The organism is Streptomyces sp. NPDC104096 (genome assembly GCF_055584385.1).
On the sequence record NZ_JBVJMD010000029.1, the window covers coordinates 1 to 13,186 of the forward strand.

The 13,186-nt window shown below is 71.3% G+C and carries 10 protein-coding genes; 5 read left to right on the plus strand and 5 right to left on the minus strand.

Going from position 1 to position 13,186, the window contains the following annotated elements; genetic code table 11:
- Positions 1 to 117 precede the first annotated feature (117 nt).
- Entirely contained in the window at positions 118 to 1,980 is a 1,863-nt protein-coding gene (locus tag ACZ60B_RS26200; protein WP_469390972.1) for a ricin-type beta-trefoil lectin domain protein, read from the minus strand.
- 288 nt (positions 1,981 to 2,268) lie between these two features.
- Here ACZ60B_RS26200 and ACZ60B_RS26205 point away from each other — a divergent pair, with 288 nt between their 5' ends.
- Positions 2,269 to 5,289, plus strand: a complete 3,021-nt coding sequence (locus ACZ60B_RS26205; protein ID WP_469390974.1) for a glycoside hydrolase family 3 protein — start codon at positions 2,269 to 2,271, stop codon at positions 5,287 to 5,289.
- 66 nt (positions 5,290 to 5,355) lie between these two features.
- Positions 5,356 to 6,765 carry a hypothetical protein gene (locus tag ACZ60B_RS26210; RefSeq protein WP_469390976.1) on the plus strand — a complete coding sequence of 470 codons (1,410 nt, stop codon included), beginning with the start codon at positions 5,356 to 5,358 and terminating at the stop codon, positions 6,763 to 6,765.
- Between the two features lie 85 nt (positions 6,766 to 6,850).
- On the opposite strand, the gene ACZ60B_RS26215 is transcribed toward ACZ60B_RS26210, so the two are convergent.
- A complete protein-coding gene (locus ACZ60B_RS26215) occupies positions 6,851 to 7,633 on the minus strand; it encodes a serine protease (RefSeq protein WP_469391108.1) in 783 nt (260 codons plus the stop codon).
- Between the two features lie 542 nt (positions 7,634 to 8,175).
- Entirely contained in the window at positions 8,176 to 8,796 is a 621-nt protein-coding gene (locus ACZ60B_RS26220) for a YceI family protein (RefSeq protein WP_469390978.1), read from the minus strand.
- 272 nt (positions 8,797 to 9,068) lie between these two features.
- Here ACZ60B_RS26220 and ACZ60B_RS26225 point away from each other — a divergent pair, with 272 nt between their 5' ends.
- The 3 genes from ACZ60B_RS26225 to ACZ60B_RS26235 all read left to right on the plus strand — a co-directional run bounded on the left by ACZ60B_RS26225 (position 9,069) and on the right by ACZ60B_RS26235 (position 11,794).
- On the plus strand, positions 9,069 to 9,599 hold the full coding sequence (locus tag ACZ60B_RS26225) for a hypothetical protein (protein ID WP_469390980.1): 531 nt from the start codon (positions 9,069 to 9,071) through the stop codon (positions 9,597 to 9,599).
- Between the two features lie 369 nt (positions 9,600 to 9,968).
- A complete protein-coding gene (locus ACZ60B_RS26230; protein WP_469391110.1) occupies positions 9,969 to 11,501 on the plus strand; it encodes an acyl-CoA carboxylase subunit beta in 1,533 nt (510 codons plus the stop codon).
- A 95-nt stretch (positions 11,502 to 11,596) separates the two neighbouring features.
- Positions 11,597 to 11,794, plus strand: a complete 198-nt coding sequence (locus ACZ60B_RS26235; protein WP_351622647.1) for an acyl-CoA carboxylase subunit epsilon — start codon at positions 11,597 to 11,599, stop codon at positions 11,792 to 11,794.
- 212 nt (positions 11,795 to 12,006) lie between these two features.
- Here the strand turns inward: ACZ60B_RS26235 and ACZ60B_RS26240 are convergent, their stop codons facing one another.
- Both ACZ60B_RS26240 and ACZ60B_RS26245 read right to left on the minus strand, forming a co-directional pair.
- A complete protein-coding gene (locus ACZ60B_RS26240; RefSeq protein ID WP_162468656.1) occupies positions 12,007 to 12,588 on the minus strand; it encodes an ATP/GTP-binding protein in 582 nt (193 codons plus the stop codon).
- Positions 12,569 to 13,147, minus strand: coding sequence for a DUF742 domain-containing protein (locus ACZ60B_RS26245; RefSeq protein ID WP_450661845.1), 579 nt, complete (start codon positions 13,145 to 13,147; stop codon positions 12,569 to 12,571). Before ACZ60B_RS26245 ends, ACZ60B_RS26240 begins: the two co-directional genes overlap by 20 nt.
- Positions 13,148 to 13,186 lie beyond the last annotated feature (39 nt).

Here is a 13,186-nt window from a genome sequence, read left to right on the forward strand (position 1 = left end):
GGGGGGCGCGGGGTGGCCGCTCCCCCCCCCCCCCCGCGGCGGGGCGGGGGGCCCCCCGGGGCCAACCCCCGGGGCGCCCCGGGGGGGGCCCCCCCCGGGGCCGCGACGGCGCGGTGACTACTGGAGCCGCCACTTCTGGTTGGCGGCGCCGGTGCAGGACCAGATCTGGGCCCGTGCCCCGTTCGCCGACGAGTTGTCCGTGACGTCCAGACACCTGTTCGCCGCCGTGTTCACCACGTCACCGGTCGAGGCGTTGTACGACCACTGCTGGGCGCCCGAACCGTTGCAGTCGTAGAGCTGGACCTTGGCGCCGTCGGAGGTCGACCCCGACGTGACGTCGAGGCACTTGCCGAGCGCGCGCACGGATCCGTCGCCCTGCACGGTCCAGGTCTGCGCGGCGGTCCCGTTGCAGTCGTAGAGCTGTACCGCGGCGCCGTTGGCGCTCGACGCGCCCGCCACGTCGAGGCACTTGCCCGCCAGCCCGACGAACGCCCCCGACCGGCTGCCCCCGCCCGACTGCGTGCCGGACCAGGTGAAGGTCGCCGACGTCTTGCCGGGCAGTGCGTACGTCGCGTGCTGGCCGCCCCAGTCGACGGTGACCGTCCTCGCCGCCGAGCCGTCGTTGTAGGCGATCAGCGCCTTCGACCCGTCCGGATTGCGCCAGGCGACGTTCGGGACGGCCGACGAGGCCGTGGAGGCGATCCGCTGCGCCCCGGGCCGGACGAACTTGGTCAGATGCCCCATCGTGTAGTACTCGATCGTGTAGTCGACCGTGCCGCTCGCCCCGTCCCCGTTGTGCACGGTGACCAGCCCGGTGCAGGTGCCGCAGCCGCCGTTGTGCGGGCCCATGTTCTGGTCCACCGCGAGCGACCACTTGGTCACCGACTTCGCCCAGTTGCGGGTGTAGTCGACGATGTCGAGCATGTCCTCGCGCTGCTGGTTCGCGATCCAGGTGCCGCCGGAGTGCTCGGTGCCGAACGCGTCGAGCTGCGGGTACTGGTTGTGCACGGACGTCTGCTTCGTGACGTCACCGCCGTAGCCGTGCCAGGCGACGCCGCCGAAGTTCGGGTGGGAGCGGACCGCCGCGTCGTCCACCGTCTGCGCCGCGTACCCGTCGTACACGTCCCAGTTCCAGTCGTGCGCCAGCACCTTCGTGGGCAGTCCGGCAGCGGCCAGCTTCGGCAGCAGCTCGCTCTTGGTGAAGTAGGCCAGCCCCGAGGCGTTCCAGCTCATCGACGGATAGCCGGAGCAGCACGTCGGCTCGTTCTGTGCGGTCACGTACGAGACCGGCACGCCCTGGTCCCGGTACGCCTGGAGGTACTTCACGAAGTACGACGCGTACGCCCCGTAGTCCTCGGCCTTCAGCCAGCCCCCGTTGAGCTGCCCGCTGTCCTTCATCCAGGCCGGCGCGGTCCACGGCGAGGCCATCACCGTCAGGGACGGGTTCAGCCGGAGGGCCTGCTTCGTCAGCGGCACGACGTCCGCGAGGTCGTGCGCGATCGAGAACCTGGACAGCGAGGCGTCCGTCTGCCCGGCCGGCACGTCGTCGTACGTGTATCCGTACCGGGCCAGGTCCGAGGCGCCCATGGGGTTGCGCAGGAACGACAGCCCGATCCCGTCCGTCGGCGAGAACAGCTTGCGCATGGTCGCGTCCCGGGTCGCCTGCGACAGCGCCCCGCTGCCGTTCATCAGCCAGGCGGCGGTGTCGGTGAAGGACGCGCCGCCGCCGGTGAAGGTCTGGTAGCGGGTGTTCTCGTCGACGGTGATGTTCTCGCCGCCGCCGCCCGCCCCGGCCTGGAAGGCGAACGGGGCCTGCGCCTGGAGGCCGCGGACCACATGCCGGCCGCCGCTGTCGTCGGTGGTGGTGAGCCAGACCGTGACCTGCTCACCGGCCGCGTGCGCCGGTACGGCCGCGGTGAAGCCGGCCGTGGTGAGCAACCCGGCGATCAGCAGCCGGATGGCCCGAGTCGATCTCCTCATGGAGCGCCGCCCTTCTGGAGGTGGGGGTGGGGAGGCGTACGAGCCGTGAGTAAATGACGGCTTCGGATGGGCGTCAAGGGGTTGGGCGTTCACAACCTGAAGGATCAACATGCCAGATCCGGCCGGGAGTTGAGTGCGTACCGGTTCCGGTGTGAACTCTTGACGGCGTCCGGTGCCCCCAGTTAACTCACGCCGTGATCTAAGTCGTGAGTTGGACTGGGTCACGAGTTGGGCCGGCCGCGTCCCGGCCGGCCGTCCGAGGACTCACGAGAGCCAAAGGGAAGGTCCATGCGAAGAACCGCCCTGATCGCCTCCGCCGCCCTGCTCACCGCCCTGCTCCCGCTGACCGCCGTCGGCGCCGCGTCCGGCGCCGCCGACCCGCCACCGGTCCCGGTCGACCGCTTCGAGGGCGAGGTCCCCTTCGCCGGCCAGCCCGCCGAGGGCATCTTCACCTGGGGCGGCGACGCAGACGACCCGCCGGCCCTCCAGCTCACCGAACGCGCCGACGCCCCCGAGGGCGCCAAGGTCCTCACCGGCACCTACGACATCAGCGGCTACGGCGGCTTCACCCACGACTTCGCCGCGACCGAACCCGCCCACGACTGGTCCGCCCACCGGGGCATCCGCTTCTGGTGGGACGGCCGCGACACCACCAGGAAGATCTCCTTCGAGATCAAGGACGGCGGCGCGAACGGCGAGGCGTCCGAGCTGTGGACGACCTCCTTCGCCGACGACTTCACCGGCTGGAAACAGATCGAGATCCCCTTCGCCGACTTCGTCTACCGTACGGACTACCAGCCCGTCGGCGGGATCGACCACGTCCTCGGCCTGACGCAGATGTGGGGTTACGCCCTCACCCTCCCGGTCGGTCTCCGGGGGCAGTTCGCCATGGACGACGTCGAGCTGTACGGCAGGGCCGACCAGTCCCTGCGGGCCTCCGTCACCACCGACGCCGCGGTCCACCCGGTACGGGAGGGCGGCACGGCCGCCGTGAAGGTCTCCGTCGCCACCACCGGCGCCGCCCCGATCGACGAGCCCGTGACCGTCGCCTACGAGAGCGCGGGCGGCACCGCCACCCCCGGCCGGGACTACACCCCGGTCCGGGGCGAGATCACCTTCCCGGCGGGCACGACGTCCGGCACCAGTCGCGTCATCAAGGTCCCGACCCTGCGCGACAGGTCCGCGGAGGCCGCCGAGACCATCCCGCTCAAGCTCACGGTGACCGGCGCCAAGGCCCCCGCCGAGACCCCGCAGGTCGTGATCGACGCCCACGGACTGCCGTACCTGGACCCGAAACTGCCCGTGCAGAAGCGGGTCGCCGACCTGCTGTCCCGGATGTCCCTGGCGGAGAAGGCCGGCCAGATGACCCAGGCCGAGCGCGGCGCGGTGGGCGACGGCGGTGACGTCGCCGCCTACGACCTCGGCTCGCTGCTCTCCGGCGGCGGCTCCACGCCGACCCCCAACACCCCCGAGGCCTGGGCGAAGATGATCGACGGCTTCCAGCTCCGGGCGCAGGCGACCCGGTTCCAGATCCCGCTGATCTACGGCGTGGACGCCGTGCACGGCCACAACAACCTCGCCGGCGCCACGGTCATGCCCCACAACATCGGCATCGGCGCCACCCGTGACCCCGCCCTCGCCGAGCGGACGGGCGCGGTGACCGCGGCCGAGGTCCGCGCCACCGGCATCCCCTGGGACTTCGCCCCCTGCCTGTGCGTGTCGCGCGACGAACGCTGGGGCCGCTCCTACGAGTCCTTCGGCGAGGACCCGGCGCTCGTCGAGTCCATGGAGACGGTGGTCCAGGGCCTCCAGGGCGCCCGCAGCGGCAAGGACCTCAAGCGCGGCGACAAGGTCCTCGCCACCGCCAAGCACTTCGTCGGCGATGGCGGCACCGGGTACGGCACGTCCACGACGGGCTCGTACACCCTCGACCAGGGCGTCACCGAGGTCACCCGGCAGGAGCTGGAGGCCGTCCACCTGGCCCCCTTCGAGACCGCGGTCGACCGGGGCGTCGGCACGGTCATGCCGTCCTACTCCTCGCTCGACATCGTCGGCGACGGCCTGGGCCCGGTGAAGATGCACGCCCGCGCCGACATGATCAACGGCGTGCTCAAGGGCCGCATGGGCTTCGACGGCTTCGTGATCAGCGACTGGAACGCCATCGACCAGCTCCCCGGCGACTACGCCGCGCACGTGCGCACCTCGGTCAACGCGGGCGTGGACATGATGATGGTGCCGTACTCGTACAAGGACTTCCGTACGGCGCTCGTCGCCGAGGTGACCGCCGGCCGGGTCGGCGAGCGGCGGATCGACGACGCCGTCTCCCGCGTCCTCACCCAGAAGTTCCGACTGGGCCTCTTCGAGAAGCCCTACGCGGACACGGGCGGCGCCTCGCGGATCGGCTCGGCCGCGCACCGGGCCGTGGCGCGGCAGGCCGCGGCCGAGTCCCAGGTCCTGCTGAAGAACGCGGACGGCGTACTGCCGCTGAAGAAGTCCCAGAAGGTGTACGTCGCCGGTTCGAACGCCGACGACCTCGGCAACCAGACCGGCGGCTGGACCCTCACCTGGCAGGGCTCGTCCGGCCCGATCACCAAGGGCACGACGATCCTCCAGGGCATGCGTGACGCGGGCGGCGACGTCACCTACTCCAAGGACGCCTCGGCGCCGACCACCGGTTACGACGTGGGCGTGGTCGTGGTCGGCGAGACCCCGTACGCCGAGGGCGTCGGCGACGTCGGCAACGGCAACGACCTGGAGCTGACCGCGGCCGACAAGGCGGCCGTGGACAAGGTGTGCGCGGCCATGAGGTGCGCGGTGCTGATCGTCTCCGGCCGCCCGCAGCTCGTCGGCGACCGGCTCGGTGTCATCGACGCCCTGGTGGCCTCCTGGCTGCCGGGCACCGAGGGCGCGGGCGTGGCGGACGTGCTGTACGGAAGGCGCCCGTTCACCGGACAGCTCCCCGTCACCTGGCCCAGGTCCGAGGCCCAGCTGCCGGTCAACGTCGGCGACACGGCGTACGACCCGCAGTTCCCGTACGGCTGGGGCCTGACGACGCTCGGCAAGGCGCCCGCGGGCGGTCTGCCGACGCTGAAGGCGCTCGGGATCGCAGCCGGCGCCGCCGAACGGGCGCACGCCGGGACGGCGGGGCGCGCGCTCGTCACGAAGGCGCGGCTGCTCGTCCAGCAGAAGGCGGGGCAGCACATCACCGCGGCGCTGGCGAAGCCCTTCGCCGACGCCGACCATCTGCTCCTGACCGGACGCTACGGCGCGGCCGTGCGGAAGCTGACGGAGGCGTACCGGGCGGCCTGACACGGGCACCGCGTCTCCCGTACGAGTGAATGTCACCTTTTGGGAGGCTTCGGGTAACTTCGAACCATGATGGACGTGGTACGGACCCGAAGCCTCCCCCGACTGGTGCCGGCCCTCCTGCTCGCCGCCCTCGCCGGGGTGTGGGCGGGTCCGGCACCCGCTTCGGGCACCCCCGGTGGCGCCGCCGCCCCCGCCGCCCCCGCCGTCCCGTCCGTCACGAGTGTCAGCGCCGTCGCGGACGCTCTGCGCGCGAGTCCGGTGTACGTCGATCCGGCGGCTGCCGACCAGCTCTCGCCGTCCGACGCGGACGCCCTGCGCGAGCAGATCAGGAAGGCCGACAAGCCCCTGTTCATCGCGGTCCTCCCGGCCGGCTACCCGACCGGGAACCTCTTCGCCGACCTGCGCACCGCCACCGGCGTCACCGGCCTGTACGCGATCCGCCTAGGCGATCGCTTCGACGCGCGCGCCGACGCCTCCGTGCTGCCCCGCACCGCGGTGCGGAACCTCGTCACCAGCGTCCGGGGCGAGAGCGACGCGAAGACCCAGCTGAGCGACTTCACCAGCCGTGCGTTGACCAACATGGGCGGTTCGGCGCCCGCGACCTGGGGCTCCTCCGGCGGGGCCGCCGGGGTGCCGACCGCCGCGCTGATCACCGCGGGCGTCGTCCTGGTGGCGGGCGGCGCGGGCGCCATCGGGCTGGCCCGCCGCAACCGCCGCCGTCGCGAGGCGGAACGGCGGGCCGCCCTCGACCGGCTGCGCGTCGTGGTGGACGAGGACATCACCGCCTTCGGCGAGGAACTGGACCGGCTGGACTTCCACCCGGCGGAGGCCGGGGCCGACGACGCCATGCGAGCGGACTACGAGCGCGCGCTGGACGCCTACGACCAGGCGAAGACGCTGATGGCGCAGGCGGCCGGACCGGAGGACGTCCGCGCGGTCACCGAGGCCGTCGAGGACGGCCGCTTCAGCCTGGCCCAGCTCGCCGCCCGCCGGACGGGCGGCGAGCTGCCCGAACGCCGGCCGCCGTGCTTCTTCGACCCCCGCCACGGCCCCTCGGTCGCCGACGCCGCCTGGACCCCCGTCGGCGGCGCCCCGCGCGAGGTGCCCGTGTGCGCGGCCGACCGGACCCGGCTGGCCGACGGCCGCGACCCGATGATCCGGCAGGTCGACACCGAGTACGGCCGCCGCCCCTACTGGGACGCGGGCCCCGCCTACGGCCCCTGGGCCGGCGGCTACTTCGGCGGCGGCATCCTGCCCGGCCTGCTGCTGGGCACCGCGCTCGGCGGGGTGATGGCCTCCCCGTCCTACGCGTCCGACTACGGCACCGGCTACGGCGACTTCGGCGCCGGCGGCTACCAGGGCGGCGACGTCTCGGGGGCGGACTTCGACCCGGGCGACTTCGGCGGCGGGTTCGGGGACGGCGGGGGAGGGGACTTCGGCGGCGGGGGCGGCGGGGACTTCGGCGGCGGCTTCTGACGTACGTACGACGGGGCACGGGCCCGGCGCCCGGGGGCGGCGGGCCCGTGCCCGTGGCGGTCCCGAGGGGGACGCGGGGCGTCGGTCAGAGCGTGGCGGCGGCCGCGGCGATGGCCGAGGCGAAGGTGGAGACCTCGGAGTAGACGCCCGGGGCGTTGGCGCGGGCGCAGCCGATGCCCCAGCTGACGATGCCGACCTGGATCCACGCGCCGGCGTTGTCCTTGCGGAACATGGGCCCGCCGGAGTCGCCCTGGCAGGTGTCGACGCCGCCCGCCGCGTAGCCGGCGCAGATCTCGTCGCTCGCGACCAGACCGCTGTAGCCGCTGTAGGTGCGGCAGGTGGCGTCGCTGACGAACGGCACGGTCGCCTTCAGCAGATAGCGCTGCTGGGCGCCGCCCTCGGTGGCCGAGCCCCAGCCCGCGATGGTGAAGGTGCCGGTGTTGTAGGCCGTGGTGGTGGCGATGGGCAGCGTGGGCAGGCTGACGGGCGAGGCGAGCTTGATGAGCGCCCAGTCCTTGCCGTTGCCGTTGTAGCCGGGAGCCCGGTAGACGTAGGTGGACTTCACCTGGACCCGGCCGGTGGTCGACTGGAGGTCCACGACACCGGCGGTGGCGGTGATGCCGGTGTTGGCTCCGGTGCGGCTCACGCAGTGCGCGGCGGTGAGCACGATCTGCGGGGTGTAGAGCGCGCCGCCGCAGCCCATGGAGAGCCGGACCATGAACGGGAACTCGCCCTGCGTGGCCCGGGTCCCGCCGACGACGGGCGCCGGGGCGGCCTGCGCGGCTGAGACGGGCTGAAGGCTGACGACCGCGAGGGCGGCCGCGCCGGCGACCGCCCATCTGCGGAGCGCCGTGAGGAGCTTCTTCACCGTGATGCCTTCCGTGGGGGTGGATGACATGTACATGCCAAACACAAGGCGCGGGGGAGCCGTAAAGGATTGCCCATGTGCTGGCATGAGCTCGTCAAAATCTGTTGCTGGATTATGCGAACGCTGTGAGCGGTCGCACAAGGGGGTGAATCAGGCCATCCGCGCAGGCGGCCCGACGGTGTGCCACCGGCCGTCCGGCGCGCCCCTCACCCGCCGGCCGTGGTCTCCGCCTCCGCCTCCGCCGGCCGTCCCATCGGCACCGCCGCGAGGCGCGGCACCTCGTCGCGCTCCTGGTCGTCCCGGGCCCGGCCCTGCCGCCCGCCGCCCGGTCCGGTCCCGCACCCGCGCCGGCTCGCCGCGCCTCCCGGCCGCGCCCCGGCGGCCGGCGGCCGGACGGCCCGTGGTGCCGCGCCCGCGACGCCCGGCCGCGCACCGCCCGAGGATGAACGGAACCCTCGCCGAACACACGGCGCGCCCGCCCTCCCCGCCGGGGGCGGGAGCAGGGCGGGCGCGCTGCGTCATGGACCGCTGTGCGGTGCGCCTCACGCGTTCCTGATCGCCGAGATGTCGAAGTTCAGCTTGATCTTGTCGGAGACCAGCACGCCACCCGTCTCCAGCGCCGCGTTCCAGGTGAGGCCCCACTCGGAGCGCAGGATCTCGGCCTTGCCCTCGAAGCCGACGCGCTCGTTGCCGAAGGGGTCCTTGGCGGAGCCGTTGAACTCCAGGTCGATGGTGAGCGGCTTGGTGACGCCGAGGATGGTCAGGTCGCCGGTGATCCGGTAGTCGTCGCCGCCGAGGGCCTGCGCCTCGGTGGAGCGGAAGGTCATCGTCGGGAACTCGTCGGCCTTGAAGAAGTCCGAGCTCTTGAGGTGGCCGTCGCGGTCGGCGGAACCGGTGTCGACGCTGGCCATGGTGATGTCGATGGTCGCCGTGGACTTGGCCGGGTCGCCGCCGTCCAGGTGCAGGGACCCGGAGAACTCGTTGAACTTGCCCTTGACGTTCGTGACCATCGCGTGGCGCGCCACGAAGCCGAACGAGGAGTGGGCCGGGTCGATCGTGTACTCACCGGTCAGCGCCGCGAGGTCGGGGGAGACCGCGCCGGGGGTCGTGGCGGCGGTCTCGGAGGTCGTGTCGTCGCTGTCCTTGCGGCCGAAGATGCCCATGACGTTGCTCCTTGGGGGACGGGGTCGCGGTTTCGTCCGAAGCCGCGGAACCGGTGCGGAGGATTCTGTTGAATCTTCAACGAGGTAACGAGGTAGACGCTAGCCCTATTCCGTACAAGTTTCAACATCATCCACTGTGTGTCTCCCAGGCTACGTTCTGTGATTGTCTGCCGCCCTCTGGCGGACGCGCGTAGAACTCGGGCACCATCTCCCTGCGCCACCTGCACAGCCGCCCCACAGGAAGCACGGCCCACAGCAGGAAAGGGTTTCCCATGGTCCCCGCGAAGACCGCGCGACCGCTCCACCTCCGGCTCCGCTCCGTCCTCACCGTCCTGGCCCTTCTCGTCGCCCCCGGTGTGGCCGTCCTCGGCACCGCCACCGACGCCTTCGCCGCCACCAAGATCAGTCACGCCACCGCGACCTCGATGTTCCGCTCGTCCGGCATCACCTGGTCGTCCTCGGGCAACTGTTCGGACCGCAACAACTCCACCTGCACGTCCTTCGAGCAGCTCAACCTCGCCACCGCCCAGGGCGCCCAGACCCTCAAGAGCGCCAGCGGTTGTGCCCTGAACATCACGGGAGGCACCGAGACCGGTCACGCCTCCGGCACCTACTCCCACTGGAACGGTTACAAGCTCGACTACGGCAAGAACACCTGCGTGACGAACTACATCAAGAACACCTTCAGTTACATCGGGCTGCGCGGCGACGGCGCTCCCCAGTACCGGTCCGGTGCCGGCAGCATCTATGCCGACGAGGGCAACCACTGGGACGTCCTCTACTACAACTGCGGCGGCTGCTGACCCGCTCCGCGTCCTCGTGAACGGCCCTCGCGGCGACCTGTCGCGAGGGCCGTTCACGCTGCGCGCCGACGGCGCGCCTCGCACCCGGCGTACCGCCGTCCGGGTCCCGGTGTCACTCCGGGGACGGCATGCGTGCCCCGTGAATATGAACCGGTCCGCGGCCGGTCGTTTGTGAGACCCCGACAAGCAGGAAGCCCCCTGGGCAGTCGGAAGGCTTGCATGGGGCCGCCGTTCTGTTCAGTGGCACCAGGAAAACGGTCCGGAGACTGTACGGAGTCGACGGCTCGCTTTCCTTGGTGGGCTTCGTATGGTCGCTACATGACCGTTTTGGAAGAGACGACGGGTGAGCCGACGGACGCGCGGGGACGTGTGGCCGAGCTGCACGAGATCCGTGTGCAGGCACTGGCGGGTCCCAGCGAGAGGGCGACCGAGGCGCAGCATGCCAAGGGCAAGCTGACGGCCCGGGAGCGGATCGAGCTGCTCCTGGACCCGGGATCCTTCCGGGAGGTCGAGCAGCTGCGCCGGCACCGGGCCACCGGGTTCGGGCTGGAGGCCAAGAAGCCGTACACGGACGGTGTGATCACCGGCTGGGGCACGGTGGAGGGCCGTACGGTCTTCGTCTACGCGCACGACTTCCGGATCTTCGGCGGCGCGCTGGGCGAGGCCCACGCGACGAAGATCCACAAGATCATGGACATGGCCATCGCGGCGGGAGCGCCGCTGGTGTCGCTGAACGACGGCGCCGGCGCCCGTATCCAGGAGGGCGTCAGCGCCCTCGCCGGCTACGGCGGCATCTTCCAGCGCAACACGAAGGCCTCCGGAGTCATCCCGCAGATCAGCGTGATGCTCGGCCCGTGCGCGGGCGGCGCGGCCTACAGCCCCGCCCTCACGGACTTCGTCTTCATGGTCCGTGAGACCTCGCAGATGTTCATCACGGGCCCGGACGTCGTCAAGGCGGTCACCGGCGAGGAGATCACCCAGAACGGGCTCGGCGGCGCCGACGTGCACGCCGAGACCAGCGGTGTCTGCCACTTCGCCTACGACGACGAGGAGACCTGCATCGCGGAGGTGCGCTACCTCCTGTCGATGCTCCCGCAGAACAACCGCGAGAACCCGCCGCGCGTCGAGTCGACGGACGCGGCGGACCGGCGCGGCGACGTCCTGCTGGACCTGGTCCCCGCGGACGGCAACCGTCCGTACGACATGGCCAAGGTCATCGAGGAGATCGTCGACGACGGCGACTACCTGGAGGTCCACGAGCGCTGGGCGCGGAACATCATCTGCGCGCTGGCCCGCCTCGACGGCCAGGTCGTCGGCATCGTCGCCAACCAGCCGCAGACCCTCGCGGGCGTGCTGGACATCGAGGCGAGTGAAAAAGCTGCGCGCTTCGTCCAGATGTGTGACGCTTTCAATATCCCGATCGTCACCTTCCTGGACGTGCCGGGATTCCTTCCCGGGGTCGACCAGGAGCACGGAGGGATCATCCGTCATGGAGCCAAGCTGCTGTACGCGTACTGCAACGCGACCGTGCCGAGGATCTCGCTGATCCTGCGCAAGGCGTACGGAGGTGCGTACATCGTCATGGACAGCCAGTCCATCGGTGCCGACCTCACCTATGCGTGGCCCACCAACGAGATCGCCGTGATGGGTGCCGAGGGCGCCGCCAACGTCATCTTCCGGCGGCAGATCGCCGAGGCCGAGGACCCCGAGGCCATGCGGGCCCGCATGGTCAAGGAGTACAAGTCCGAGCTCATGCACCCGTACTACGCCGCCGAGCGCGGCCTGGTGGACGACGTCATCGATCCGACCGAGACCCGCGAGGTCCTCATCAGGTCCCTGGCCATGCTGCACAGCAAGCACGCGGACCTGCCCTCGCGCAAGCACGGCAACCCGCCGCAGTAGCCCTCGCGGCACCGTCCCCGCGGTAACCCCCGCAGTAACCCGGCGGATCCTTCGCGGTACCCCTGCGGAAACCTCTCTCACGGAGACTGACATCCATGAACTCTGACATTCGCGTCGAGAAGGGCCATGCGGAGCCCGAGGAGGTCGCCGCCATCACGGCGATCCTGCTCGCCCGTGCCGCGGCCCGTACGTCCACGGAGACCCCGGCGCACGGCGGCGGCCACCGCAAGGCCGGCTGGCGCCGTCTGGAGCGCGAGCCCGGCTTCCGCGCCCCGCACAGCTGGCACGGCTAGGCAGCCCCCCGCACAGCGCGACAGGGCCCCTCTCGGCAGGAGAGGGGCCCTGTCGCGCGTACGGGCATCTCCAGGGCCCCCGCGGTGGCGGGCGCGAGCGGAACCGGGCGGCCCGTAAGCAGACGCGCGCAAGAGCGGGTGGGCGCAAAAGCAGGTGGGCGGTCCTTCCCCGGTTCGGGAAGGACCGCCCACCTGTCGGTATGCGCGCCGGATCAGCGCAGGCGTGCCATCAGCGCGTGCTCCACCAGCGTGATCAGTGCCGACTTGGCGTCCGCGCGGTGGCGGGCGTCCGTCGTGATGATCGGGGTGTCCGGGCCGATCTGGAGCGCCTCGCGCACCTCGTCCGGCTGGTACGGCTGGTTGCCGTCGAAGCCGTTGAGGCCGATGACGAAGGGCAGACCGCTGTTCTCGAAGTAGTCGACCGCGGGGAAGCAGTCGGCGAGACGCCGGGTGTCCACCAGCACGATCGCGCCGATCGCACCGCGCACGAGGTCGTCCCACATGAACCAGAAGCGGTCCTGGCCGGGCGTGCCGAACAGGTACAGGATCAGGTCCTGGTCCAGGGTGATACGACCGAAGTCCATGGCGACCGTCGTGGTCGTCTTGTCCCCGGTGTGGGTGAGGTCGTCGATGCCTGCCGAAGCAGACGTCATGACGGCCTCCGTGCGCAGCGGGTTGATCTCCGAGACGGCGCCGACGAACGTGGTTTTACCCACGCCGAAGCCGCCCGCCACCACGATCTTCGCGGAGGTGGTGGAGCGGGAAGGACCGCCGCTAGAGCTTGCGAAGTCCACTGAGCACCCTTTCGAGCAGTGTCACGTCTGGCTGGCCGCCGGCGTTCTCGTCGCCGCCCGGCTGGTGGATCGCGACCAGTCCCGCCTCCGCCAAGTCGGCGACGAGGATCCTGGCCACACCGAGGGGGATCGACAGCAGGGCCGAGACCTCGGCCACCGACTTGATCTCTCGGCACAGATTGCAGATCCGCTGATGCTCGGGCAACTGGCCCTGCATCTGTTGCGGAGATGCGGTGGTGTGTACCAGCGCCTCGATGGCGAGCTGGTACCGCGGCCTGGTGCGGCCGCCCGTCATGGCGTACGGGCGCACCAGGGGGTTGTTCGACGACCCGGCGGGTGCGGGCTCGGGACCGCGGCGCTGCGGCTGCACCGGCTGGATGCGGGGCGCGTTCGGCTGGTCGTACGGCGACGGGCCGGGGCCCTGCGGCGCGTACGGCTGCTGGTGGCGCCGCTGGCTTGGCGCGGAGGGGAAGTTGTACGGGTTCTGCGAACCGTCGCCCTGGCCCTGGCCGGGTCCGTACGACCAGTTGCCCGATGAGCCGCCTGGGGGTGTTGCCACTTTCTCTCCTCCTCCGACTGTGCACTGGCATCCATCACT